Source organism: Pseudomonas guariconensis (assembly GCF_015680235.1).
Lineage (GTDB): Bacteria > Pseudomonadota > Gammaproteobacteria > Pseudomonadales > Pseudomonadaceae > Aquipseudomonas > Aquipseudomonas guariconensis_A.
This window is the reverse complement of record NZ_JADLJL010000002.1, coordinates 225900-251623: the sequence shown is the minus strand read 5'-3', so window position 1 is coordinate 251623 and position 25724 is coordinate 225900. Positions and strand designations below refer to the sequence as shown.

Genomic DNA, 25724 nt, shown 5'->3' with positions numbered 1-25724 from the left:
GTTCAATAATACATCGGTCTCGACCGCCCTCGATAGCCACGAACTTCTTCTAAATAGATATTATGCCCACCCTGGCTATGCCGGGCGACTTTCATCACTTGGAAGTCCGCATGAGGTGAGAAGAGGCTTTCCGATTCTTTGCTCACGCCCAACCTAGAATAGCCCCCCCGCGCACTAAACCCTTCAATTATAAAAGTAACCTTATTGCTTTCAGTCGCGCGCCTCTCGAACGTATCAGCTACCTGAGGACTGCTGGAAACCGATAAAAAACTCTCCGAATGCACTACCTGACCGGTATCCACTGCCACCTTGAAGGCTTTCAGCGCTGCGTCGGACATGCCCTGACCTCGGTAATACGTCTTGAGTGTACGGTTACCCTGCCGATAGAGCGTCGCTTTATAGTCATCGATTTTCGTCGAGAGCGTGTTACCAGCGGCTTGAAGATTTAGCTTCAGGTTTTGTCCATGAGGCCCTTTGAATTCCTCTTCATGCCGCCGTTCAAGCTCACTGACCACCGAATGCATATTAAGCGAGATCGTACGTCCACCACGCATACTGGCATTTATTTCCGAGTGCCCAGCATTGGCACTGTAAATAGCCAAAAAGTTGCTGATATCTGGAACCTCCTTGCCCGCAACCTCTTTTCGATCAGCCGACTGCTTCCTTATGTTATTGGTCCTGTGCTGAACCAGTGCAGCATACACAATCTTCCCCGACAGGCCTTCCTGCTTTAATCCGCCAATATCCAAGCCCCTCTGGACCTGGTCTTTGGCACTTTCATAAGCCGTCCCCATCCCCTCTCGGTCTGTGCGTTTGCCGAGCGTAGTAGCCAACACCTCCAAGGCTACACCATAGGTACTTTCTACAAACAACTTCTGCTCGCCGCCCAATTTATACTTTTCATAGATTTCATTGAGCCGGTTGGAGTTCCTCCCATCTTTATCAACTCGGTTAAGCGAATTGTTCTGGCAGAAACAATACAGGTTAATCCACTCTACGAGCCCATCCGGGTCGGCGCTCAACCACCTTCCCACGTCGGGTTGGTAATAGCGCCAACCGTAGTAATACAATCCGGTCGCATCCTGCTCCTTGCCTGAATAACGCAACGTCCGTTGGGTCAGGTTGCTGACTTCCCCGGCTGCCTCGTCACGCCCCACCGTGCCGCCATACGGTGCGTATTCCTCCCGGGAAATGAGCTTGCCCGAGGCATCCGTCTCACCGCCTACGCTGTCCAGATGATCGGCGAAGCGGTAGCGCAGATGGGCCGTACCGGTGAGCCGGTCCTCCACGACGCGTACGCCGCCCGCCTCGGTGATAACGATGTGCTTTTGCGGCGCGTCTTGCCCTGCCAGCCACCGCTGGCGAATTTCGCAACCGCCGGCATAGGTCGTGAGCGTGGTCTGCATCGCAGCGCTGACCTGCACCGTATGGACCTTGCGGGTGCGGGTGCCGCCGTCGGCGTAGTGGTAGCGCTCGCTGTCGTCATCGCCAGCAACGCGGCTGACGGGGGTCACCTTGCCGAGCTGGTTGTCGGCCAACCATTGCAGCGCCCTGCCGTCGGCCAGCTGCTTTTGCAGGCCTCCGGCCAGGAAGCCGGTTTCCGGTGTCAGGCTGTGGTCCTTCACCATCGCCCGGTTGCTGCCTTCGGAGACGTTCAGTTCCCGGGTGCGGTTACCGGCACCGCCGACATGGCGGATCCTCGTCAGGTTGTTGCCATCGTCGTAGATGTACTGCTCGCTGTAAGGCGCCCAGACGCCGCCCGATGAAGCCTCGGCGGTGTAGTAACGGGACACCGGCGTACGTTCCCGGCCTGTGGCGCTGGTGAGTCGGTACAGGGTGTCGTAGGTGTATTCGCGTAGCCCGGTGGCCTGTTGGTTGTTGTGCCACTCAGGATCCGCGCCCTTGTCCTCCAGGCTGAGAATGTTGCCCACCCGGTCATAACGGTAATGCAGATCGCTGATGACCAGCGGCCCCTGCGGATGGCCCGCCGGACGCTCGGTCAGGTGCCGGCTCAGAAGCTGGGTCCTGGGGTCGTATTCATAGCGCTCGATGACACCGTTGCCCGCCGTTTGCGACAACACCACACCGTCGGCCCGGTACTGGATGTCCTTCAGGGTGACAGCATCCTTGGCACGGCCCTGCTCCATGTAGGCCAGACGCGTCTCGGCCACCGCGCCGTTGATGGCGTATTCGGTGATCGAGGTGACGCCGGCCGCATTGGTCATCGCCAGCGGCGCGCCGGTCGCGTCGTAGGTGCTGGCAAGACGCAAGGGCGCTTCGGTATCGTCCTGCGTGGTCGTCGCCCAGTCCGGGGCCTCGATCTCAGGCTTGAGCAAGCGCTGTTCGCTGGCCAGCGGCTGGCCTGTCAGCGAAACGCTCAGCGGCCGGCTGATGCCTGCGTTATTGCGCAGCTCCACCTGGCTCCCAGCCAGGTTCAGCGCCTGCCATTGCGCCTCGCCCAGCGGCGCATACGCATACTGCTCGCGCACACGCGCAGCCGGCGCGCCTAGCGCTGTTTCGGTCAGCGACAGCGGCCTGCCGCCAGTGCCAGCCGCCTCGTAGGCATGCGTGGAACCAGTACCCTGGGCATTGCGCGCCCACAAAGGACGGCCTGCCACGTCGGGCAGCGTGAACGCGGCGTCGCCATCGGCGGTGTGCAGGCACAGCGGTTGACCGGCCAGCCCCGACACCGTGACCGCATCGGCATTACCCGTGGCAGCGTTGTTCAACGCTCGGGCACCGAACAGCCGTGTGCTGCGGCTGAACCGGTGGGTGACCGTGCGGCTGACCAATACTCGCGCCGGCGCCTCGGGGGCCGAGGGTGTGCGCAGAAAAGCCAAGGTCCGAAAAGGCGCCATTACCACCGGGGTGGTTGCGTGCAAAGTAGCCATTCCATTCCCCAGGCTCATGGCGCGTCCTCCTGTGCATGACGTGCCATGACGTCTGACCAGGTATCGTTTTCATCCTCCGACACCGTGAACCATGGGAATACCTGCACCCGACGTTCATACCCGGCGGCGGTCAGCACCTTGTACTCGCGCCCCAACGCGTCGTAGAGGTGGGTATGGGCATAGAGACCTTCCCGGGCGCTATCGTCCCGGACCCAGCGCCAATCGTCGAGGTGATAGGCCAGCCACACCCGTACCGGGTTGCCCTTGTTGTCGAACTCGGTCTGGCCGTTCACTGCCCAGCGGGGGTCCGCCTTCGTGGTGACGGCTTTGCCGTCGGTATCGGTTTGCAGCGCCCCCTCGGCGGTGCGCACGAATGCCTCTCCAGGGTCGTCCAGGATGGCCGTTTGTAGCACTTGCCCGCCACCCTGCAACCTCACCTGCAGCCGCACCTTCTGGAGCGGGTCATCGTCGTAGCGGTCGGTCAGGACAGCGACGACACAGGGCGGCGTACGCGCGGTCATGATCTCTGGCGGGATGATTGCATCCCGCATCAATCGTGCATCCTGCCGTGCCCGGGCCAATGCCCCGCAGCGCTGCCCGGCGAGCTGGCCGTCGGCACATACTGTCAACGGCATCCAACTGTCGGTGATGTAGGTGAACGCTTCGTGGACGGGCAAGGTCGTACCCGCGCGACTCAATGCGACCGCATCCTCCACGGTTGCAGGCGGGGTGAAGTCATCGACCGGGCTCAAATAGCCGACCGGGACGGCACCACGTTCGCCAACCGGCGTCTCGGTCCCATGGAAACGGCTGTATCGCACACGCCCCAACGCATCCAGCGCCACTTCGGTGATGTTGTCGTTGCTGTCCTTGATGCGTATCGGGCGTAGAAAACGCCAATCGGTCGCGACAATCTGCGAGGCGAAGCTGAAACCGTCGGTAGCGCCACTCACCGAGAGGTAATGAGGCGAATATGTCAAAGCGGTTTCAGGTAGCAGCTCACTCTCGCGCACGCATTTGGCCACGCAGAAAGCGGACTGGCCATGGTACGTCGTAATGTTCTGCACTCCACCCCAGACATTCGTGACGGCCGGTGCATGGGGAACCGTCAGCGGCTTGTAGCCCCCACGCTCGAGCAATGCCTCGAGGTTGTCAGCCTGTACACGCTGGCCAAGTACGTGCGCCAATGGCGCCAGGGCAGCCTGTTGCCTGCCTTCATTGTCCAGCGCCGTAGACAAGACCTGCCAATAGAGCAGGTCCGGCGTGATGGCCTGGGCAACGAGCGCCTGTTTCAGGGCAAGCAGCGCTTCGTCGTCATGGGGGTGCTGGTCGGCATAAGCCTGCACGGCCGAGCGCAGTTGATCGCGAGGAATGCCCCCTGGCGTATCGCTGGCTCCCAGCGCGGCCCATAACGCGTCGGCTGCGATCGTCCGCGGCCCGCTCTTCTTTTCCCTCAATGCCGCTTGCAAGGCTTGCACGGTTGCCTCGCGCAGGCGGCCGTCACCCGTGGGCAGTTGCTCCTGTTGCAGGGAAAACGCCATGAACGCCTGGAAGAAAGCGTCAGGCGTCACGTGCTCTTGAACACGCAGGCGCAAGCGACTCGGCACGGCAGGGTCGATCGAACCTGTGGCATCGTCGAGACAGGCATCGACCAGATCGGCCAAGGTCTGGTCCAACATCGGGCCGAACACCTGCAGGTCCAGGTCGTCCAGCAGGGCGGTTTCGGTCCAGGCAACCAGGCCCTGGCGCGTGGGGGTATCCCGCAGCGCGGTACCGGCACTGTCCCGCCAGCGGGTCTTCGTATAACCGTCGAACACCAACGAGCCCGGTTCTGCCAGCAGTTGCGCCAATTGCAGGTTGTCGGCTGTGAACCCTCCTGTTGGGATGCGCCGGTTTTCGCGACCTTCGGGGTTGCCGTTCGGGTGGCCGGTGCCCCACCAGACCACATCGGTGCGGGTATCCTGCGGCAAGCCAACGACAAAATCATGACCTGCCGAAAGGTGGTGGACACGACTGCGTGTCAGGTTCATCCAACAGTCGTATTGCTGGCTGTCGGCGGTTTCCTTGATCACACCGGCCGGTAGCGTCGCGGGGTAGATTTCCCGCATACGTTCCACCTGGGCCGGGGTCAGTTGCCGCGGGTAGGTGATGCTGACGCTGTCCAGAGGCACCCCGTGGAGGTCTTGCGCCAGCACGATGGTTTGGCTTACCACAGGGTCGCTCGCAACACGTTCGCAGGCCAGCGACAAGGCTTCCAGCACCGTCACTTGCGTGATCGGGTTGTCGCGGTCAGGCTTGCCGTCTCTTCCAAGGCTATCGTATGCACGGACCTGCAGCCGCTGGCGGGAAATGCTGTAGGGCACTGCCGCTGCCGGGTGATCGTCCTCGCCGTACACCTCGGTGCGCATCACCTGGCCACGCACGGCCCGATACAGTTTCCGCCGACGCTCGGCGTTCGCCCCGGGCTCCTCGGGCTTGTCCGCACCGTCTTGCCAGGCGGTGAAGCGGATCTGGCCCTTGCTGAAGGCCTTGTCGATCTCTTCCCGAGCCTGCTCCAAAGGCTTACTGTCGACCGCCTCGGTGCCGGTATAGAACCAGGTGCACGTGCGCACTGGGGGGGACACCACAGCGGCACGGGCCACGGCATCGGCCTCGCTGCGGCTGTTGCGATCGGTTTGCACGACACAGCGAAAGCCTGCGAACTCGCGTTCTCTGCCATCCCATACGCCCCCCAGGTAGCGGGTTTCGCTGCCCAGTACCAGCCCGGTGATTTCATTGACCTGGGTAACCGTGCAAACGGTATGCACCGGAAACGGAAGGTAACTGACAGCGGTCTTCCCAGCCGCTTGCAGAGCGGCTTTCTCATCCAACCAGCCCTGGGCCGAACTCCGGTAGGTCAGTTCGGTACGACCGCCGACATTGTCCACTACGGTGGTCAACAACCAAGGGCGTATAGCAGCGAAATTCAATACCCAGCTACGCGGCTTCATGTGCGGGACCGTCAAGACCAGGCTCCCCATTCCCAGTCCCCGCACATCCGCGACCTGCAAGCGCCAGGTAGCATCCGGCGTCACATCGGCAGGCGGTGGGATCACACCTTTGTAGCGAAACGCATTACCGCTCTGGTTGCTGAACACATGGATACCCCTACGGCCGATCACCAGCAGGTCCGCAACCCCCGTGCCGTCCGTGTCGGCCAGGTAGATCCGATTGGGCTCGAAGGCCAGGGCACTGCCGTCCTTGACCCTGAGTAGCTGCAGTGAAAACCCAGGCAACGACAGCGGGTTGCCGAACCGGCCATGCCCAAGCGATGGCCAGGCGGTGACGCCGTCGGCGGTGACCTCCACCAGGTCCGAAAGCCCTCCCCCGGTGATGTCGCTGATCGCGACCAGGCGGGTACCATCGCTGCTCGGTTGAGGCAGCGAACGGCCTGGATGAGCCACGGTCTTTTCAGGCGCCCAGCCGCCCGTCCCAGCGGATGGCCACAGGCGCACACTGGCAGGGCCGATCATCACCAGGTCCGCCAACCCCGTACCGGTCAGGTCGGCTTGCAGCGCAGCCGGGTGATCGAACTCGACCGGGAAGCGCGCAAAAGGCTTGAAGCCGCCCCAATGCCCATCCGGTTGCAAGGTGAAACTGCCCCGCATGCCGTGCAACGCCATTATCAGCTCTGGTTGGCCATTACCATCGAGGTCGGCCAATTGCGCCCTGCCGCCAAAGGGAAGCCGATGCAGGGGAGTCGCCGCAGCCCAGGTTATCCGGTCATCGAGGGGGGCGTCGAAAAGCCCGGCGTACCCAGGCGCCAGCCTGGACGCAGTGCCCTCACCGTCCCGAACCGGCGCCCGATACCACCAGGCACCATCATCCTGGTAGAGCAACCCTGGAATACCCTCACCGTACAGGTCCGCCATCTGCCAGGACTCGTGGCTGAAGCCGTCCAGCGCGAACACGGGTTGCCACTGCGTTGCGTCAGGTAATACCTCGGGTGGCTCGGACAAGGCGAACTCCACCGGTGGGAAGGACACCGCCGTGCCATTGGCCTCGTATGCCAGTGTCTGGGCGGCGCACAGTTGGGTGAGCAACGTGGACGTTTCATAGGTAAGGTGAAGGCGCGATACCAACTGCGCCGTCGCATCCTGGGAGGCGGCATCGGCCATCATGGCCGTGCGGTGCCAAAGCAGGATGTCGTGACACAGCCGGCGGGTGCGGACCTCGAACCCATAGCGGCGCAGCGACAGCGCATCGTCCCGGGCAGGCCAGGTCGCCGTGGTCGCCAGTGGCGGAGCCTGGTCGGCCAGCGTGCCGCGCTCGCCATAGTCGAACACCAGCAACGCCAGCCACTCGTTTTCCCAGGCATCGGCCGGGCCCATGCCAGGCCGCAGGAAATGCAGCGCCGGCGTACGGTTCATCCAGTACAGGGTATCCGGGTACAGGCCGGCCACGTGCGGATGGTCGGCAAGCTCCTGCACCGAGCAACCCGCGTTGTCTTCCTGGCGCCAACGCCAAAGAATGTGCTCGCCTCGGGCCGTGACGGTCTCCTCGATACGCCACTCGGCCACACGCGAAGGGTCCTGTGGATCGGCCAGCCTGGCATCGGGCGACCAACCGTAAAGGGCCAGGCCGCCGTCGGGTGTGAAGTCGATCCAGAACGTGCGGGCCACCGCACCGTCCGTGCCAGCTTCCTGCCAACACTCGATACGCGAATTCAGGCCCGAGAAGCGATCCTGGTAACGGGTAACGGTGTAGGTACCACTGTCGGTATCGGCAAAGGGAAGGCGCGTTTCGGTACGCACGGCGTCCTGGGTGCGCAGCAGCTCATCGCCACTGGGCCCGTTCAGGCGGTCGGTGCCATCGTAACGGGGAACGCCGTGCTGCGTACGCAAGCGGATCGCCGGCAGCGAAAGCTGCCAGCCCATCCCGAACACACCATTGCCGCTACCGTTGCTGTAGGCCAATGCCAGTTCGGGCGCCAGGCCGCGGGCCGGTGCCGCCGACACAGGCAGAGGGATCTGCCAGCCGGCACCGCCGTCCGGCCCGCCGACCGACAATGCCCCCGCACTACCACCAAGGGTACCTCCACCCTTGGGCAGCGAAGGAGGTGTGAAAAACGGGTTCTCCTGGGCAACGGCCTGATTCGTCTCACTCATCATGCTGCGCGACCCCGCAGCACATCATGGGCGGTGTCGTTCTCATCCTCAGCCACCGTGAACCACGGGTAGAACTGCGTACGCCGCTCCCAGCCCGCCGCAGTGATCACCCGGTACACACGGCCTAAAGCATCATACAAGTGAGTGTCGGCGTAGACCCCCTCACGCGCGCTGGCGTCGAACACCGGGCGCCAGTCATCCAGATAGAATGGCAACCAGGTGCGTACGGCTTGCCCTTTGTTGTCGTACTCGGTCTTGCCGGTCACGGCCCAGCGCACCGCAGCGTGCCGGGTCACGGCCTTGCCATCGGTGCCCACCTCGAGCCCTCCCTCGGGCGTGCGCACCAGGGCATCACCTGGAGGGTGCAGGACTGCGGTCTGCAACAGATGACCGCTGCCATCGCTGTAGGTGATATTCAGGCGTACTTGCTGCTGCGGGTCACCGTCGTAGCGATCGGTCTGCAGGCTGCAGATATGCGGGGGTTCGCGCCCCTCGGCCAGATCCTGCAGCGCCAGGTCGTGCGCCCTTGCCATGCGTCGCAGCGCCAGTTCGCCGGTGCGGGTGGCCAAGGCGTTGCCCTGACGGTCACGCGCCAGGGGCATCCAGCTGTCGGCCACTATCCGGTGGGCGGTCGCCACGGGCACTTCGCCGCCCTTGAGCGCGAGCATGCCTTCGACCGTTTCCGGCACCGCAAAGGCTCGCCCGCTGCAATAGCCGGTCATGATGCCTTGCTCGGTACCATGGAAACGCGTTTGCGATACCCGGCCCAGGGCATCGATGGCCACTTCCCGCGTATTGTCGTTCGGGTCGACCAGCGCTGTCGGCGTCAGGTAGCGCCAGTCGTAGCGCAAGGTGGTTTCCAGACCGGCGGCGTCGGTCACCTTCGCCACCTGCAAGGCGTGGGGAGTCCAGTCGATCACCGTCTCGCCCATCAGTTCGCTTTCCCGCACGCCAGCCAGCCGATAGAAACCGGCGGCTCCAAGATAGCGGGCCAGGCCATGGCGGCCGGTGTATACGGGCAAGTTGTCCTCAGGCAGCTGAACAGTGTGATAGCCGGCCTTTTCCAGCATCTGCGCCAACGCCTCATCCGACATCAGGCCTTTGAACACGTCCACGCAGGCCTCATCCAACATGGCGGTTTCGGTATAGGCAGCCAGGGCCTGGCGTACCGGTGCAACGCTGGGGTTTCCTGCCTCGTCGCACCACTGGGTGCGGACATGGCTGGCCAAGGTGGCGCTGCTCAGGTATTCGAGGGGGCTACCTGCAGACGACAGGTTCTCGACGCTGAAACCGCCCATCGGTACCTGGGTAGGCGCCAGTTGCAGGACATCCGTGCGGGTCGCCTCCACCAGGCCTACCACATGGGTAGGGCCGGCGTCGAGGTTGCGTACCCGATTGCGCGACAACGTCAGCCAGGCGTGCTGCTGCTGAGGGTCGCGCGCTGCCAGTTCCAGGCCGTCGGGGAAGGTATCCGGATAAGGCGACGGCGTGGACGCAGGCCTGCGCGGGTAACGCAGCTCTACGCCGCGCACCACATTGCCGTAGCGGTCCTGCTCGAGCACGACCGACTGGGAGACCACCGGGTCCTGTGCGATGCGTTCGGTGGCGAAGGTCAGGGTTTCCACCGGCGTGACCAACGCCGCAGGCTTGCGTGCGTCTGCGGTTTGATACAGGCGTACCTGCCAACGCTGGCGGGTGATGCTGTAGGGCACCGAAGCCAATGCGCTGCCATCGAGGCCATAGGTTTCGGTGCGCACCGGCATGCCCTTCAGGGCACGCAGCAACCAGCGACGCGTCTCGCCTTCAGGTTCAACGGGGTCATCGCGTCCATCGGCCCCCAGGCGCGTGATACGCAGTGGGTTCAAGGGGAAGTCGCCCTCTGCCGAACCTTGCCCTGCAAAGGCACCTTCCTGGACGCTGTCATAGGCTTCGATGCCGCTCAGGAACCAGCTGTGTACCTGCGCAGCCGGCGAACGCTCTACGCCGGTACCCTGTGCATCACTCAGGGTGTCGGTCTGGATCAACCGGGTAAACCCACGGAACTCGCGTTCCACCCCGTCCCAGATACCACGCAGGTATTGCATGCCGCTGACGGTACGCATCCCGCTGATGTCGTCGATCGCCGTGACTCGGCTGAGCATGTGCACGGGGAACGGCAGGCGACTGAACGCCGGTTTGCCCTGGGCCTTGAGTGCCGCCTTTTCATCCAGCCAGCCTTGGGCCGAGCTGCGGTATTGGAACAGTGTGCGGCTCCCGGTATTGGTGCACACCTCGGCGAGCAGCCATGGCCGGGTATCGTTGAACCGATACGTCCAGGTGCGTGGCGTCATATGCGGCACGGTCAGCACCAGCTCGGCCGTGCCCTGGCCGCGCAGGTCGGTCACCTGCAGCAGGCAGGTGTCGTCGAGAGCGACCCCAGCGGGTGCCGGCACGGACGGCCCCTCCACGAAGCGGTTGCCGGACTCGCTGATGAATAAACGGATACGGTCCGCCTCTAGGTAGAGGATGTCGGTAGTGCCGCTACCGTCGGTGTCCCCCAGGAATACGCGCGACGCGACGAAATCGTTGACCGCGAAGCCTGGCACGCGCACCGGTTCACCGAAGCGGCCATGGCCGAGGGAGGGCCAGTAGGTCACGCCCTGGCCGGTGATTTCCACCAGGTGCTGCTGGCCACTGCCGGCAGGGTCGGCGAATGCCACCAGGCGGTGCTCGCCGCCTTGCATGGGTAATGGGGTCTTCCCGTCATAATTTGTTCCAACGGCCCTGTCCCAGCCCGCGCTCGCGGCGCTGGCCCACAGGCGCACACTTCGCGGCCCGATCATGACCATGTCCTGCAGGCCGCCTCCGGTCAGGTCGACCAGTTGCGCAGAGGGGTGCAGCAGTTCCGAGGGCATCGCCTGCAGCGCAATGAAGCTGCCCCATTGGCCATCCGGCGCCAAGGTGAAGCTGCCCTGCAGGCCGGGTTGGGTCACTAGCCATTCCGGGCGGCCATCGCCGTCGAGGTCGGTCAGCGACCCACCGACCAGCGAGGGAGCCAGGGGCAGTACCTGCGGCTCACCCCAGGTCACTGTATCGGTGGTGGGTTCCCCCTTGCGCTCCGGTGCCCGGTATCGCCAGGCGCCGCCGTCCTGGTACAACAGCCCAGGCAGCCCCTCTGCGTACAAATCGGCCATTTGCCAGTGCGGCGGGCTGAAGCCATCGAGCTCCGGCAGTGCTTCCCATTGCGGCGCCTCGCGCCCTGGGCGGCTCAGTTCGAACTCCACAGGTGGCAACGACAGCGGCGTGCCATCGGGCTCATAGGCGACCTGCCGAGCCGCCACCAGCAGGGTCGCCACGGCGGAAGGTTCATAGCTCAGGTGCAGCCGAGACACCAACATAGGGGTTGGGTCGCTTTGCCCTGCCATCATTCGGGTGCGATGCCACAACACGACGTCATGGCACAGGCGGCGGATCCGGTTGTTGAACCCCCAGCGCCAGAAGGACAGGCAATCCTCGCGCACCGACCATTGCGCCGTGCTTGCGAACGGCGGTGGCGTGTCCAGGTCGGTGCCGCGCTCACCGTAGTCCAGCAGCATCACGCTCATGAAATCGTCGGCACGAAAGGCGTGCTCCGGCACCAGCAGCGCAGTCGCTGGCGTGGCGTTCATGGCATAGACACCCGTAAGGTACTGGCTGGCGACCTTCGGATGGGCAGCCCGCTCGTCTTCGTCGCAGCCAGCTGCATCTTCGCCGCGGTAGGTGTACACCACATGCTCGCCTTTGGCGCTCACGGTTTCCTCGGCATACCAGCCGGCCACCCGCGCCGGGTCGTGCGGGTCGCTCAACCGGGCGCTGGCCGACCAGCCGAACAGCGTGATGCTGCCATCGGCGTGGTAGTTGAGCCAGAAGCCTGGCGATTCGGGTGTCTCCTGCGAGCGCCAATGCTCCAGGCGCTGATCCGGTGCGCCACTACGCGACACCCAGGTGGTCACGGTGTGGGGCGCCTGTACAGCAGAAAACGGCAGGGTGTTCTCAACCCGTGGCATGCCTTTGTCGCGCAGGATTTCTTCGCCATCCGGCCCCACCAGGCGGTCTTGCTCGTTGTAGCGAGGGATACCGAAACGGCTCATGCGGAACACCGCGGGCGGCGAGCAATTCCAGCCTGCGCCAAAGGCGCCGTTGCCCCCACCGGAGCTGTAGCCCAGCGTCAGCTGCGGTGACAGCTCACGCCCGACGGGCAGTGGCAATGGCAGAGACCAGCCCGCCGCGCCATCGGCGCTGCCGACGGACAACATTCCGCCGCCTGCGGAAACGGTGCCGCCCCCCTTGGGCAGCGCGGGTGGGGTGAACAGGGGTTCACGGCTCGTCCCGGGGGAAGCGCCAGGTGTATCGGACATGATCTGACTCCGTGTCAGCCCTCCCGGTTGCCCTGGGAGGTGAGGAAATGGAAGAAGCATCAGGCGTCGGCATCAGGACGACCAACGCCGCCTGGCAGCACGGCGATGCCGCAGAGGTAAGAGCTATCGATAGAAAAATCTTATGCGGGTACGCCAGGCCGATGAACTCGCAGGACTAGGAGCTATACAAGCCGTGCAGACCTGGACGAAACCTTCCATGACCCTCCCGGCCCACGACATCGGGAAGGGCTGGGTGATCCCTCACAAGACAAGGTATGCGCCGCGAATGCGGCTGGAGATAAGCCTGTTCGGCCAACGGAACTCCCAGCGGCCTTCGCCGCTCTTAACAACATGCAGTAAATCCCTTGGGCTTCACCTGGAGGTCTTGCCATGCGCCACTTACTGCTCGTCCCTTCGCTGTTGCTCCTGCTGCCAGCAGGCGCAGCCCTGGCCCGTGTGGATGCGGGCGATGTCGCCACGTCGGCGGGGATCTCCGCCTCGCTGTACTCAACCTTCAAGGACGACAAACGGATCATTCCGGCCAGGGATGAGCTGTCCGCCTTCATCGCCAGCGGTGGCGCCATCCGTGGCGCCTATGTGGAATCGGCACTGGAGCAGGCCCGCAAGGCCAACCCAGGCCTGCAGGTCAGTGACGAGGAGCTTGCCAAGGCCCTGCTTTCCCAGGACCAGCCGTTGACCGATAACTGAGCCCTGGTGGGGCTGCTTGGCAGCCCAACCGCGACGCAAGGCCGCTGCCACGGTGACCTACCGAGGGGCGCGACCTTGTGTCGCGAAAGGCGTGCGTAGCGGTCCCCTCGCCGCTTCACGCTGTGTAACATGGGCGCATCCGTCCCCCTTGCGATGTGCACCATGACCCACCCCGCCAATGTGCCCGACGCCCTGCCGCCCTCGGTAGACCGCCCCCACCGGGTGGTATTTCTCGCCTATCCGCAAATGGGCCTGCTCGACCTCACCGGTGCGCAAACGGTGTTCTGGGCCGCAGGCAAAGCCCGCGCCGAGCGGGGCCTGCCCGGTTACGAGATGCACACTGCCAGCCTCGAAGGCAACCTGGTCGCCACCGCCGAAGGCCTGGCGGTGGGCACCGAACCGCTGGAACCTTTGTTGCGCGACACCATCGACACCCTGGTGGTGCCCGGGGCACCGGAAATCGTCCGCACCCTGCCCGAACATGCCGAGCTGGTCGGCTGGCTGCGTCTGGCCGCCGCGCGCGCCCAACGTACCGCCTCGGTGTGCAGCGGTACCTTTCTGCTGGCCGCTGCGGGGTTGCTCGACGGCCGCCGCGCGGCCACCCACTGGGCCATGTGCGACGCGCTGCGTCGGCGCTTCCCCGAAGTCGAGGTGGATGCCGAGTCGATCTTCGTGCAACAGGGCAAGGTCTGGACCTCGGCCGGCGTCAGCGCCGGTATCGACCTGGCCCTGGCCCTGGTGGAACTCGACTGCGGCCGCGAGGTGGCCATGCAGGTGGCGCGGGAGCTGGTGGTGTTTCTCAAACGCCCAGGCGGCCAGGCCCAGTTCAGCGAACTGCTCAAGGCCCAAGGCGAGGACAGCGGCGCCTTCGAAGCCTTGCACCTATGGCTCAACGACCACCTGGGCGACCCGCACCTGACCGTCGAACGCCTGGCCGAGCAAGCGCGCATGAGCCTGCGAAACTTCACGCGTGTATACAAACACACGACCGGCCGCACCCCGGCCAAGGCCATCGAGGTGTTCCGCCTGGAGGCGGCACGGCGCCTGCTGGAGAACACCTCTCAACAGGTCGAGCAGATCGCCCGCCAATGCGGCTTCGGTTCGGAGGAGCGCATGCGCCTGGCCTTCCAGCGCCACCTGGCGGTGACGCCGCGCGACTACCGTGCCCGCTTCGCTCGCAGCGTGCCCTTGGCCGAAATCCAGGGATCTTTGGCCTAGGGCCGGGCACCCGCTGCGCTTAGCATCGTTGTTTCCAAGGCGCCGAGACAATGGGCGCCAGGCCTTCCCTCGCAATCGCAGGAGCACAACGATGAAACAGATCCTGATCATAGGCGCAGGCTTCGCCGGCCTGTGGAGCGCCCTGGGCGCGGCGCGCCAACTCGACCTACATGGCCGCGACGATGTCCGGATCACCGTGCTCGCGCCCCAGGCCGAGCTGCACATCCGCCCACGCTTCTACGAGCCCGATGTACATAACATGGCCGCGCCGCTGCAGGCGTTGTTCGATGCGGTCGATGTACGCTTCGTCAAAGGTACGGCCTACCGGATCGACGAGGCCTCGCGCAGCGTGGCCTACCGCGAACCTGGCGGGCGCGAGGCGAGCCTTGGCTACGACCGCCTGATCATGGCCTGCGGCAGCCAGCTCAACCGCCCGGACCTTGCAGGTTTCGAGCATGCCTTCGACGTCGACAAGATCGAGTCGGCCGTACGCCTGGAGGAACACCTCAAATCGCTCGCGGCCCTGCCCCCGAGCCCCGCACGCAACACCGTGGTGGTCGCCGGTGGCGGCTTCACCGGCATCGAGACGGCCACCGAGCTGCCCAGCCGCCTGCGGGCGATCCTTGGCCCACAGGCTGGCCTGCGTATCGTGGTGGTCGACCGCGGTGCGAGGATCGGCGCAGCACTGGGCGAAGGCATCCGGCCTGCGATCGAGCAGGCCTCCCAGGCCTTGGGCGTGGAGTGGATCTGCGGCGCCACCGTCGCGTCGGTGGATGGCGAGGGTGTGCTGCTGGACAACGGCCAGCGCATTGACGCCAGCACCGTGATCTGGACCGTGGGCTTCAAGGCCAACCCGCTCACCGAGCAGATCCACGGCGAGCGTGACCACCAAGGCCGCCTGCATGTGGACGGCAATCTCAAGGTCAAGGGCAACGACGCGGTGTATGCCGCCGGCGATGTGGCCTTCGCCGCCTGCGACGAGGTCGGCAACCATGCGGTGATGTCCTGCCAGCACGCCATTCCCCTGGGACGCTACGCAGGCAATAACGCCGCCGCCGAGCTGATCGGTGTGGCACCGATGACCTACAGCCAGCCTAAGTATGTCACCTGCCTGGACCTTGGCGCCTGGGGGGCGGTATATACCGAAGGGTGGGAGCGCAGGGTCTCGCCACCGACAGACAAGGCCGAGGCGAAGCAACTCAAGGCGCAGATCAACTCGGTCTGGATCTACCCGCCGGCCCCGGACCGCGCCAGTGCGCTGGCTGCCGCCGACCCGCTGATCCCGGTTGCCTGAGTGCCTTGACGAGTTGAGCGCTGTGCCCCTTGTGGGAGCGGGTTTACCCACTCTCACAAAGGGCCGGTGTTCGCCGCCCGTCACGCCAGTACATTTGCCCTTCGCGTCGAACCCATGGCATAGATGCAGGTCCACGATCTACGTGACCGCTTCGAGCCTTCAGGAGATTCCGCGCATGAGCAAGCCCTACGTTCCACCCAAGGTCTGGACCCACGAAGCGCCATCCGGCGGCCAGTTCGCCAACATCAATCGCCCGATCGCCGGCCCGACCCATGACCAGGCACTGCCGGTGGGGAAGCAGCCGTTGCAGCTCTATTCCCTGGCCACGCCCAACGGCGTCAAGGTGACCATCCTGCTCGAAGAGCTGCTGGCCCTCGGGCATGCGGGAGCCGAATATGACGCCTGGCTGATCCGCATCGGCGAGGGCGACCAGTTCTCCAGCGGCTTCGTCCAGGTCAACCCCAACTCCAAGATCCCCGCCCTGCTCGACCGCAGCGTCGAGCCGCCAGTGCGGGTGTTCGAGTCCGGCTCGATTCTGCTGTACCTGGCCGAGAAATTCGGCGCCTTCCTGCCCACGGGTGCCGCTGCGCGCACTGAGTGCCTGAACTGGCTGTTCTGGCAAATGGGCTCGGCGCCCTACCTGGGCGGCGGCTTTGGCCACTTCTATGTGTACGCACCGGAAAAGTTCGAATACGCCATCAACCGCTTCACCATGGAAGCCAAGCGCCAGCTCGATGTGCTCGACCGTCGCCTGGCCGAAAGCGCCTACTTGGGCGGGGCTGAGTACAGCATCGCCGATATCGCCGTGTGGGCCTGGTACGGCCAGCTGGTGCTCGGCAATCTGTATGGCGCCGCGGAGTTCCTGGCGGTGCATGAATACCGGCATGTGCAGCGCTGGGCCGAGGCGATTGCCCAGCGACCGGCGGTGCAACGCGGCACCCGGGTCAACCGGACCTGGGGAGACGAAGCCAGCCAGGTGCCGGAGCGCCATTCGGCGGCGGACCTGGATTGAGTGCATAGGGGCCGCGCTGCGGCCCAATCGCGGGGCAAGCCCGCTCCCACAACAACGCATAACTATTTGATTTTGCAGGCCCTTTTTGGGAGCGACGGTGCGGCGACCCGACTTGCCCCGCGATTGGGCTGCACCGCAGCCCGGCAATACCCGCCCCGCATGCACCGACGCACACTTCTCCCGCACCGACACTGCCGCCATGCAAATAACCATTGCCACGGTGCATGCCTGCGCCGGCCCTGGGCTTCTTGCTACACTCGCGCCACGAGTTTCCACCTGCATAACTGGTGACAGCATGATCGAGGTAACCGAGGTTTCCATTGCCGAGCTGCGCGACGCGCTCGAGGCCGGCCGCACGACGGCGGTCGAGCTGGTCAAGGCCTACCTGGCCCGCATCGACGCCTATGACGGAGCCGACACCGCCACCGCTCTGAACGCCGTGGTGGTGCGCAACCCTGATGCACTCAAGGAGGCCGAAGCCTCCGATGCCCGCCGGGCACAGGGCCAGACCCTCGGCCCGCTGGACGGCATCCCCTATACCGCCAAGGACAGCTACCTGGTCAAAGGTCTGACCGCCGCATCCGGCAGCCCGGCGTTCAAGGACCTGGTCGCCCAGCGCGACGCCTTCACCATCGAGCGCCTGCGCGCCGCTGGGGCTATCTGCCTGGGCAAGACCAACATGCCGCCGATGGCCAACGGGGGCATGCAGCGTGGCGTCTATGGCCGCGCCGAAAGCCCATACAACGCCGCCTACCTGACCGCACCGTTCGCCTCTGGCTCGTCCAATGGCGCTGGCACCGCTACTGCCGCCAGCTATGCAGCCTTCGGCCTGGCCGAGGAAACCTGGTCCAGCGGCCGCGGCCCGGCGTCCAACAACGGCCTGTGCGCCTACACCCCTTCGCGCGGCGTGATCTCGGTGCGTGGTAACTGGCCACTCACCCCGACCATGGACGTGGTGGTGCCATACGCCCGTACCATGGCCGACCTGTTGGAAATCCTCGACGTCGTCGTAGCCGACGATGCCGACAAGCGCGGCGACCTGTGGCGCCTGCAGCCGTGGGTACCGATCCCGGCCGCCTCGTCCGTGCGTCCGGCTTCCTACCTGGACCTGGCAGCCGATGCCAGCGCACTCAAAGGCAAGCGTTTCGGCGTGCCGAAGATGTACATCAATGCCGACCCCGAGGCCGGCACTTCGGAAAAACCCGGTATCGGCGGCCCCACCGGCCAGCGCATCAACACCCGGGCCAGCGTCATCGACTTGTGGAAGCAGGCACGCCAGGCCCTGGAGGCGGCGGGCGCCGAGGTGGTCGAGGTGGACTTCCCGCTGGTGTCCAATTGCGAGGGGGATCGCCCAGGCGCTCCGACCGTGTACAACCGCGGTATCGTTTCCAAGGAATTCCTGCACGATGAGCTGTGGGAGCTGTCTGGCTGGGGCTTCGATGACTTCCTGCGCGCCAACGGCGACCCGAAGCTCAACCGCTTGGCCGATGTCGATGGCCCACAGATCTTCCCCCATGACCCGGGTACGCTGCCCAACCGCGAGGATGATTTGGCAGCCGGCATGGACGAGTACGTCAACATGGCCAAGCGCGGCCTGAAGACCTGGGACCAGATCGAAACCCTGCCCGACGGCCTGCGTGGCCTGGAGAAGACCCGCAAGCTCGACCTCGAGGACTGGATGGACAATCTGGGCCTCGATGCGGTGCTGTTCCCCACTGTCGCCGACGTGGGCCCGGCCGATGCCGACGTCAACCCGGCCTCGGCGGATATCGCCTGGAGCAACGGTATCTGGGTGGCCAACGGCAACCTGGCCATCCGTCACCTGGGCGTGCCCACCGTGACCGTGCCCATGGGCGTCATGGCGGATATCGGCATGCCGGTCGGCCTGACCTTCGCTGGCCGCGCCTACAGCGACAACGACCTGCTGCGCTTCGGCGCGGCGTTCGAGTCCACCGGCTCGCGGCGCATGGTCCCACCGCGTACGCCACCGCTGGGCTGATCGCTACGCAGGGCCGCACTGCAATGTTCATCGCCGGCAAGCCGGCTCCCACAGGAATCGCGCCAGCTCTCAGACCTTTTTCAGAGCCTCCGCCATACCTGTGGGAGCTGGCTTGCCAGCGATAGGGCCGGGGCAAACCACTCAAAACAGGCGATCCCACCTGGCCAGGGCTGCCACAGGGACTGGGTTCCGGCCTGTCAGCCCTCGCCACGCCGTGGGGTACCCCCATGGCTGTGCTGACCACCGACCCGGGCCTTCTCGGCTCGATCGGTCTTCACATCCTGATTGGTGTTGCCCTTGCGGCCAGCCTCGCTGACTTTCTGTGGATCGTCGGCGAAGCCATGGCCAGCGTCACGGTGCTTGCTCATCGAAGCTCTCCTGATCGGTTGGGTTGCCTCACGTTCGAGCTTGCGCAAGGCCACAGGGTCCATTGCCGCGACCGACGGTCAGGGAAAAGAGGGCGCAAACGCGCCCTCCCACACCTTCAACGCACGGTGTATTGGACGTGCAGGATGATGTCGCTCAGGCTCTGCAACAGTGACTTCTGTTCGCCCTGGGCCTCGGCGAAATTCAGGGTCATGACTGTCTTGTCATCCGTGTCGCTGGCGTTCGCGATGCTCAACCCCTCGAACGGTAGCCACTGGGCGCTCCAGCGTGGATGCGAGTCGGCCCCATCCGGTGCGAACACACCACCGTCCTGCATGCCGTGGGAAATGGCGCTCTCGTTGCAGCCTGCCGGCAAGCCCGTGGCACTGGTCTGCAGCCGCGCTCGCACATCCTGGTAGGGCCCAAGCAGCGCCGGCAGGGTAACGGCGATGCGTCGAATCCGGCGCATGGCGTTCTTCTCGAAACCCGCCACCAGGCCCAGCTCCTTGAGGCCGAACTGCACGGACAGGTCACCCGTCTGGGCCAGCGTCAGGCTGCTCAACGGCAACTTGTCGACCGTAACCGATTTACCATCGATCAGCGCCTTGACGGCACCGTTCAAGGAAACGGCCTGGTCCCCTACCCCAGTACTGATCATTCTCCTTGCGCACCATGAAGGCGCCGTAACCACAGCGCGCCAAGGTCGGTACCTTCTGGTTTTCCTGGCCCAGCGCTGGGTACTTGTGAACCAAGGCGGTGACCCACTTGTTCTCTACCTCCGGTTGCTTCGCCTCAACCGTCAACAAGGTATCGAGTACCAAGCTATAGCGGTCAAGGGTTTCGTTGATATCCGCGATCTTCACACTCTTGAGCGAGACATCAAACTTCTGGAACCCTGCGGGTATCCCGGCCCCCGCTTTCACAGGCATGGCGTTGTCTACAACCGGCCTTCCCTCTCCATCGAACACCGCACAGGCATTGGCCGGCAGTACTCCCTCTGCGCTCCGCTTGCCTTCATCCACCGTGCGCCACCAGTATTCACACAACTCACCACGAGTACGCCCAATGAACCAGGATTTGCCAGATTTCTCATTGCGGCTGTCATGGTAGCCACTGACCGTCTCGAGGTTAGCCACCTCTTCGAACGCACTCAGGTAACCGTGAAAAGCATCGCCCACGGTGTCGGCATTGACCTGTGCCTGGCCGAGCATCTGCAGCATGTCGTCCATCGCCTTGGTCTGCCCCAGGCGTATGGTGGGGTCGATGTAGTTTTCCGGGTAGTACCTCAGCATCTGCCCGGCAGCCCAGGTCGCGTAGCGAGCGTTCCAACGTGACCAGTCCCGGAAGAATTGTCGATCCACCACCTCCTGGCGCAACGCCCGCTTGTCCTCAGGTCGGGAGAGGGTCCGATGGATATACATCTGCACAGCGGCAGTGGCTTCGGCAATGCGTGAAGTCACCACCTGCGCACTGTTGAGACTGTCCAGCAACAGAGGCCCTCGTCGTCCGTTTGGCAAGCACGCTTGAGGGTTGCCTTGATAGCGGCGTCCCTGTCGGCATGCGATGGGTGCAATTTTATGGGCTTGTTCTCGATGCCCAGCCCACCGTCTACCAACGCAGGGTCGTTGAACAGGCGGTCGAACTGGCTTGCCTGGCCGGCATGCACCGACTGCGAAATCAGCCCCCTGGCCATGACCAGCGCCTCTTCGTGGGAAATACCGTATCGTTTCACCAGCACAGCGGTGCGGAACAGCACTGCCAATGTTTCGTTGCTGATCTGGTTCGGGTCCACGCTGTCGACAATAGCTTGCAGTTCATGCGCTGGCAGGCCGGTCGCTTTGTAGAGACGAATGGCCTTGTTCAGCTTGAGTACGTACGAGGCGGCAGAAAATTTCTGGCACGAGCAGGCAAATGGATGCCGATGCTGGCCATACCCTCCCCCGCGGGATTTACGCCAACGGGTCGAAATCTCGAACGTTTCAGGCACATCCGCCCAATCGAAAGTCTTGCGGTACTCGATATTAGGCCGTAGCTCAGTCACACCAAAATCAGAGGCGCTGAGAGACATATTAAAAGCACCGCTCACTATAAATACATCAACGCGGGATACTTTCAGATTGAAACTCAGCAACCACTTGCCAGCTTCCAGGGGGTACAGCCGAACATAATTTATAAAGGCAGATGGGGCGCTCAGCGTCACCCTGTTTATGACGCCCCCACCCGTTTGAGCCCCTGCCTCCCTTTCCCGATCCAGCACCTGTTGGGCCTTCTCCAGCAGGATATCGTTGGAAAGGCTCAACGCGCTGCGCGGTGTGTCCAGGTTTTCCTGGCTCAACACGAGCCCCTTCAGGTCTGGACGGCGGTTGTCGATGTGCTATGGGCAATCCTTGCTGTAAAGCGCCTTGGCTTCACGGTACATGGCCACCAGATAAGCGGCTGGCGAAAACATCGATGCTACATCGCCAGGCGCGGCGTACTCCGCTGCCCGCCCGCCGAACCACTGTTCGGGGAATGGCAGCGTATTCGCCTGTTTTAAGGCGTCAAACACCAAGAAACAGCGACAACTGCAACATGTAGCCATTTTCTTATTTAAATCTTAGTGGCCTATTTTCGGGGTATGAACCGGCAGAAGTACCAGTACGCACATGACTGCAAACCATGCTTCGCACTTCAGCGTGATCGGCCATCCCAGGCGCTCGCCACGGGCCAGGCAAGCTGCCAGACGCCCTTCTACCAATGCCTACCGGGCGATTACGACAGTCACATTCTGCTGTTTTACTGAAGAACAGCACCTTGGCGCCCTCGAGGGGCACCCAGGGTAGTAAATGCGCTTGCAGGTCGGACGAAATGCGCCTTCCACCCTTTCGATCTGTGCCAAGTGAAGGCACAATGCGTGTCCTTTTTTTGGCCGGCCTGGCCGGGGGCCTTTAAATGATCAAGACGCCGTACTACCTCATCGACAAACAGAAGCTGCTGGGCAACATGCAGAAGATCGCCTACGTGCGCGAGCAGTCCGGGGCCAAGGCCCTGCTGGCACTCAAGTGCTTCGCCACCTGGTCGGTGTTCGACCTGATGCAGCAATACATGGATGGCACCACCTCCTCGTCGCTCTACGAGCTCAAGCTCGGCCGCCAGAAGTTCGCCGGCGAAACCCACGCCTACAGCGTGGCCTGGGCCGACGACGAGATCGAGGAGATGCTCGAGAACTGCGACAAGATCATCTTCAACTCCATCGGCCAGTTGCAGCGCTTCGCCGAGCGCTCCGAAGGCAAGGTCCGCGGCCTGCGCGTCAACCCGCAGGTGAGCAGCTCAGACTACTTGCTGGCCGACCCTGCACGCCCCTTCAGCCGCCTGGGCGAGTGGGACCCGGAAAAGATCGAGCAAGTGATCGAGCAGATCTCCGGCTTCATGTTCCACAACAACTGCGAGAACGGTGATTTCGGCCTGTTCGACAAGATGCTCACGCACATCGAGGAGCGCTTCGGCCACCTGCTGCACAAGGTCGAGTGGGTGAGCCTGGGGGGCGGCATCCACTTCACCGGCGAAGACTATGCCCTGGATGCATTCTGCGCACGCCTGAAGGCCTTCTCCGAAACCTACGGCGTGCAGGTGTACCTGGAGCCGGGCGAAGCGGCGATCACCCAGAGTGCCTCGCTGGAAGTCACCGTGCTCGACACCTTGTACAACGGCAAGCACCTGGCCGTGGTGGACAGCTCCATCGAAGCGCACATGCTCGACCTGCTGATCTACCGCCTGAATGCCAAGATGGCGCCCAACGATGGCGCGCACACCTACATGGTCTGCGGCAAGTCGTGCCTGGCCGGCGATATCTTCGGCGAGTACCAGTTCGACAAGCCCCTGGCCATCGGTGATCGCCTGTCGTTCATCGACGCGGCGGGCTATACCATGGTCAAGAAAAACTGGTTCAACGGTCTGAAGATGCCGGCCATCGTGGTCAAGCAGCTCGACGGCAGCGTCGAGGTGGTGCGCGAGTTCGGTTTCGAAGACTACGTTTCCAGCCTGTCCTGAGGCAGGCCCTTTGAGTAAGGAGCAACAGGTAAATTGAAGAAGAACGTTCTTATCATTGGTGCAGGAGGTGTCGCCAAGGTGGTGGCCCACAAGTGTGCGCAGCATAACGACGAGCTCGGTCGTATTGCCATTGCGTCACGGAACATCTCCAAATGCCAGGCCATCATCGACAGCGTCAAGGCCAAGGGTAGCCTGAAGGTACCCGCCGACATCCAGGCCTTTGCGCTCAATGCCCTCGATGTCGAGGCGACCAAGGCACTGATCCGCGAGACCGAATCGCAGATCGTGATCAACGTTGGCTCTGCCTTCCTCAACATGTCGGTGCTGCGCGCCTGCATCGACACCGGTGCCGCCTACCTGGACACCGCGATCCACGAAGAACCAGGCAAGATCTGCGAAACGCCGCCCTGGTATGGCAACTACGAGTGGAAACACCTCGAAGAGTGCCAGCAGAAGAATATCACCGCCATTCTCGGCGTCGGTTTCGACCCGGGTGTGGTGAACAGCTACGCCAAACTTGCGCAGCAACAGTATTTCGACCGCATTGACTCGATCGACATTCTCGACGTCAATGCCGGCTCCCATGGCAAGTATTTCGCCACCAACTTCGACCCGGAAATCAACTTCCGCGAATTCACCGGGCAAGTCTGGAGCTGGCAGAACAGCCAGTGGACCAGCAACACGATGTTCGAGGTCAAGCGCACCGACGACCTGCCGGTAGTGGGCTCACAGAACCTCTACCTGACCGGCCACGACGAAGTGCACTCGCTGTCGAAGAACCTCGACGTGCCGAACATCCGCTTCTGGATGAGTTTCGGCGAGCACTACATCAATGTGTTCACCGTGCTGAAGAACCTGGGCCTGCTGTCCGAACAGCCGGTCAAGACCGCCGAAGGCCTGGAAGTGGTACCGCTGAAGGTCGTCAAGGCCGTCCTGCCCGACCCATCCTCGCTGGCCCCGGGGTACACCGGCAAGACCTGCATCGGTGACCTGGTCAAAGGCACCAAGGATGGCCAGCCGCGCGAAGTGTTCATCTACAACGTGGCCGACCACGAAGAAGCCTTCGCCGAGACCGATAGCCAGGGCATTTCCTATACCGCCGGTGTACCGCCGGTGGCCGCGGCCCTGCTGGTCGCACGCGGCGAGTGGGATGCCAAGCGCATGGTCAACGTCGAGGAGCTGCCGGCCGAGCCGTTCCTCAAGGCGCTGGACGTCATGGGCCTGCCGACCCGCGTGAAAGACGAAAAAGGCGACCGTCCTTGGGACGCACAAGCCTAAGCTACGAACGGAAGGGGCGCCAGATGGCGCCCCTTCTGCTTTCAGGTCCAGTTTATTCGCAGATCCTGTTATCCCCGCTGTACCGGTGGGAGCGGGCTTGTCCCGCGATCAAGGGCGAAGCCCTTGCCAAGCGCCGGTGATATCAGGCCCGCCCCAATCGCGGGACAAGCCCGCTCCCACAGAGGACGACCACGGATCCTGCTACTTGCGCGCCTCCAGGATCAGGTTGAACGGCGTCTGCGTCGCCCGCCGGAACCGGCTGAACCCCGCCTCCTCGAACACCGCCCGCAAGCGCGCTTCCCCAGCCTGGGCCCCAAGGCCCAATCCCACCTCCTGGGACAGTGAGTTCGGCGTGCAGATGAACGTCGACGCCGCATAGAACAGCCGCCCCACCGGGTTGAGGTTGCCCTCCAGCGAGTCCTCGGCATAGGGCTCGACCAGCATCACCGTGCCGTCATTCTTGAGCGCCTGGTAGGCGTGGCGTGCCGCACCCACCGGGTCGCCCATGTCGTGCAGGCAATCGAAGAAGCACACCAGGTCGTGGTCTTTGCCCGGGTAATCCTTGGCAGACGCCTGCTCGAAGCGCACCTGGCTGGCTACGCCGGCTTGTTCGGCACGTTGGTTGGCAATGACGATCGAGGGCCCGTGGTAGTCGTAGCCGATGAACTGCGAGGCGGGAAACGCCTGGGCCATGACGATGGTCGAGGCGCCATGGCCGCAACCGACATCGGCCACCTTGGCCCCTGCCTGCAGCTTAGCGGTAACGCCCTCGAGCGCCGGCAACCAGTCTGCCACCAGGAACGTCCGGTAGCCGGGGCGGAAGAACCGCTCGGTGCCGCTGAACATGCACGGGTGGTGATCGCCCCAGGCCAGGCCGCCATCGCCGCGCATGGCCGCGACCAGCTTGTCTTTGTCGTGGAACAGGGACGCCACCACCGCCGCACCGCCGGCCATATAGGCCGGGGACTCCTCGATGGCCAAGGCCATGGCCTGCTCCTCGGGCAAGCTGAACGCGCCGTCCTGGTGGACCATGTAGCCCGCCGCCACCTGGGCGCTGAGCCATTCGCGCAACAGCCGCGGATGGCAACCGGTGCGCTGCGCCAACACCTCGGGCGTCACCGGTTGGCTGTCGGCCATGGCCCGGTACAGCCCCAGCTCGTCCCCCAGGATGACATTGGCCAGGGTCGCCGCAGCGCCCATGTCGCCCACCAGTTTGCCCATGAATTCATGAAGCCTCGACTCGTCCATGACCTACCCTCCTCTGCAAGAAGGCCACCGTCGGCGACGTCCGGTCCGGGGGGCGGTGGTCGGATGGATGGTGCGGGCCCCTTGCGAAGCGGGCCCGGAATTTAAGTCTAGACGAGCCATCGAGGTTGGCTGCGGCGCCTCTGATGTCATCCCTGTTC

15 protein-coding genes are annotated in these 25724 nt (G+C 63.8%); 7 read left to right on the top strand and 8 right to left on the bottom strand.

Annotated elements, in window-relative coordinates:
• Positions 1–2: 2 nt before the first annotated feature.
• Genes IRZ56_RS03225 through IRZ56_RS03215 form a run of 3 tightly spaced genes read right to left on the bottom strand, consistent with a single transcriptional unit; the run spans position 3 to position 12414 of the window.
• Positions 3–2909 (bottom strand): RHS repeat-associated core domain-containing protein, encoded by a 2907-nt coding sequence (locus tag IRZ56_RS03225; RefSeq protein WP_196143589.1) that lies wholly within the window; start codon positions 2907–2909, stop codon positions 3–5.
• Complete coding sequence (locus tag IRZ56_RS03220) at positions 2906–8038, bottom strand: SpvB/TcaC N-terminal domain-containing protein (RefSeq protein WP_196143588.1); 5133 nt, start codon at positions 8036–8038, stop codon at positions 2906–2908. Before IRZ56_RS03220 ends, IRZ56_RS03225 begins: the two co-directional genes overlap by 4 nt.
• Positions 8038–12414: a SpvB/TcaC N-terminal domain-containing protein gene (locus IRZ56_RS03215; RefSeq protein ID WP_196143587.1), complete on the bottom strand. Its 4377-nt coding sequence runs from the start codon at positions 12412–12414 to the stop codon at positions 8038–8040. Before IRZ56_RS03215 ends, IRZ56_RS03220 begins: the two co-directional genes overlap by 1 nt.
• Before the next feature lie 390 nt (positions 12415–12804).
• Here IRZ56_RS03215 and IRZ56_RS03210 point away from each other — a divergent pair, with 390 nt between their 5' ends.
• The 5 genes from IRZ56_RS03210 (at position 12805) to IRZ56_RS03190 (ending at position 18645) form a co-directional block, all read left to right on the top strand.
• Positions 12805–13122, top strand: coding sequence for a DUF2388 domain-containing protein (locus tag IRZ56_RS03210; RefSeq protein WP_084857992.1), 318 nt, complete (start codon positions 12805–12807; stop codon positions 13120–13122).
• A gap of 162 nt (positions 13123–13284) precedes the next feature.
• Positions 13285–14340, top strand: a complete 1056-nt coding sequence (locus IRZ56_RS03205) for a GlxA family transcriptional regulator (RefSeq protein WP_196143586.1) — start codon at positions 13285–13287, stop codon at positions 14338–14340.
• Positions 14341–14431: 91 nt separating this feature from the next.
• Positions 14432–15634 carry an NAD(P)/FAD-dependent oxidoreductase gene (locus IRZ56_RS03200; protein ID WP_196143585.1) on the top strand — a complete coding sequence of 401 codons (1203 nt, stop codon included), beginning with the start codon at positions 14432–14434 and terminating at the stop codon, positions 15632–15634.
• A 175-nt stretch (positions 15635–15809) separates the two neighbouring features.
• Positions 15810–16646, top strand: a complete 837-nt coding sequence (gene yghU, locus IRZ56_RS03195; protein WP_196143584.1) for a glutathione-dependent disulfide-bond oxidoreductase — start codon at positions 15810–15812, stop codon at positions 16644–16646.
• A gap of 295 nt (positions 16647–16941) precedes the next feature.
• The gene (locus IRZ56_RS03190) at positions 16942–18645 is read left to right on the top strand and encodes an amidase (RefSeq protein WP_196143583.1); all 1704 of its coding nucleotides are present in this window, start codon (positions 16942–16944) and stop codon (positions 18643–18645) included.
• 197 nt (positions 18646–18842) lie between these two features.
• Here IRZ56_RS03190 and IRZ56_RS03185 read toward each other — a convergent pair whose 3' ends face one another.
• The 4 genes from IRZ56_RS03185 to IRZ56_RS03170 all read right to left on the bottom strand — a co-directional run bounded on the left by IRZ56_RS03185 (position 18843) and on the right by IRZ56_RS03170 (position 21346).
• Positions 18843–19013, bottom strand: coding sequence for a KGG domain-containing protein (locus IRZ56_RS03185; protein ID WP_196143582.1), 171 nt, complete (start codon positions 19011–19013; stop codon positions 18843–18845).
• A gap of 116 nt (positions 19014–19129) precedes the next feature.
• A complete protein-coding gene (locus IRZ56_RS03180) occupies positions 19130–19633 on the bottom strand; it encodes a hypothetical protein (RefSeq protein WP_196143581.1) in 504 nt (167 codons plus the stop codon).
• A complete protein-coding gene (locus IRZ56_RS03175; RefSeq protein WP_196143580.1) occupies positions 19599–20501 on the bottom strand; it encodes a neuraminidase-like domain-containing protein in 903 nt (300 codons plus the stop codon). The genes IRZ56_RS03180 and IRZ56_RS03175 overlap by 35 nt, the downstream gene beginning before the upstream one ends.
• A complete protein-coding gene (locus IRZ56_RS03170) occupies positions 20468–21346 on the bottom strand; it encodes a hypothetical protein (protein ID WP_196143579.1) in 879 nt (292 codons plus the stop codon). Before IRZ56_RS03170 ends, IRZ56_RS03175 begins: the two co-directional genes overlap by 34 nt.
• A 596-nt stretch (positions 21347–21942) precedes the next feature.
• Between IRZ56_RS03170 and nspC the strand changes: the two genes are divergently transcribed.
• Both nspC and IRZ56_RS03160 read left to right on the top strand, forming a co-directional pair.
• On the top strand, positions 21943–23040 hold the full coding sequence (gene nspC, locus IRZ56_RS03165) for a carboxynorspermidine decarboxylase (protein ID WP_196143578.1): 1098 nt from the start codon (positions 21943–21945) through the stop codon (positions 23038–23040).
• Between the two features lie 33 nt (positions 23041–23073).
• Positions 23074–24318 carry a saccharopine dehydrogenase family protein gene (locus IRZ56_RS03160; RefSeq protein ID WP_196143577.1) on the top strand — a complete coding sequence of 415 codons (1245 nt, stop codon included), beginning with the start codon at positions 23074–23076 and terminating at the stop codon, positions 24316–24318.
• A 201-nt stretch (positions 24319–24519) separates the two neighbouring features.
• Here IRZ56_RS03160 and IRZ56_RS03155 read toward each other — a convergent pair whose 3' ends face one another.
• Positions 24520–25566: a class I SAM-dependent methyltransferase gene (locus IRZ56_RS03155; RefSeq protein WP_196143576.1), complete on the bottom strand. Its 1047-nt coding sequence runs from the start codon at positions 25564–25566 to the stop codon at positions 24520–24522.
• Positions 25567–25724 lie beyond the last annotated feature (158 nt).

Bases quoted from the DNA above. Each gene is read 5' to 3' on its own strand.
- nspC (WP_196143578.1), top strand. From the start codon at position 21,943: ATGATCAAGACGCCGTACTACCTCATCGACAAACAGAAGCTGCTGGGC.
- IRZ56_RS03210 (WP_084857992.1), top strand. From the start codon at position 12,805: ATGCGCCACTTACTGCTCGTCCCTTCGCTGTTGCTCCTGCTGCCAGCA.
- IRZ56_RS03185 (WP_196143582.1), bottom strand. From the start codon at position 19,013: ATGAGCAAGCACCGTGACGCTGGCCATGGCTTCGCCGACGATCCACAG.
- IRZ56_RS03205 (WP_196143586.1), top strand. From the start codon at position 13,285: ATGACCCACCCCGCCAATGTGCCCGACGCCCTGCCGCCCTCGGTAGAC.
- IRZ56_RS03155 (WP_196143576.1), bottom strand. From the start codon at position 25,566: ATGGACGAGTCGAGGCTTCATGAATTCATGGGCAAACTGGTGGGCGAC.
- IRZ56_RS03225 (WP_196143589.1), bottom strand. From the start codon at position 2,909: ATGAGCCTGGGGAATGGAATGGCTACTTTGCACGCAACCACCCCGGTG.
- yghU (WP_196143584.1), top strand. From the start codon at position 15,810: ATGAGCAAGCCCTACGTTCCACCCAAGGTCTGGACCCACGAAGCGCCA.
- IRZ56_RS03190 (WP_196143583.1), top strand. From the start codon at position 16,942: ATGATCGAGGTAACCGAGGTTTCCATTGCCGAGCTGCGCGACGCGCTC.
- IRZ56_RS03200 (WP_196143585.1), top strand. From the start codon at position 14,432: ATGAAACAGATCCTGATCATAGGCGCAGGCTTCGCCGGCCTGTGGAGC.
- IRZ56_RS03220 (WP_196143588.1), bottom strand. From the start codon at position 8,038: ATGAGTGAGACGAATCAGGCCGTTGCCCAGGAGAACCCGTTTTTCACA.
- IRZ56_RS03215 (WP_196143587.1), bottom strand. From the start codon at position 12,414: ATGTCCGATACACCTGGCGCTTCCCCCGGGACGAGCCGTGAACCCCTG.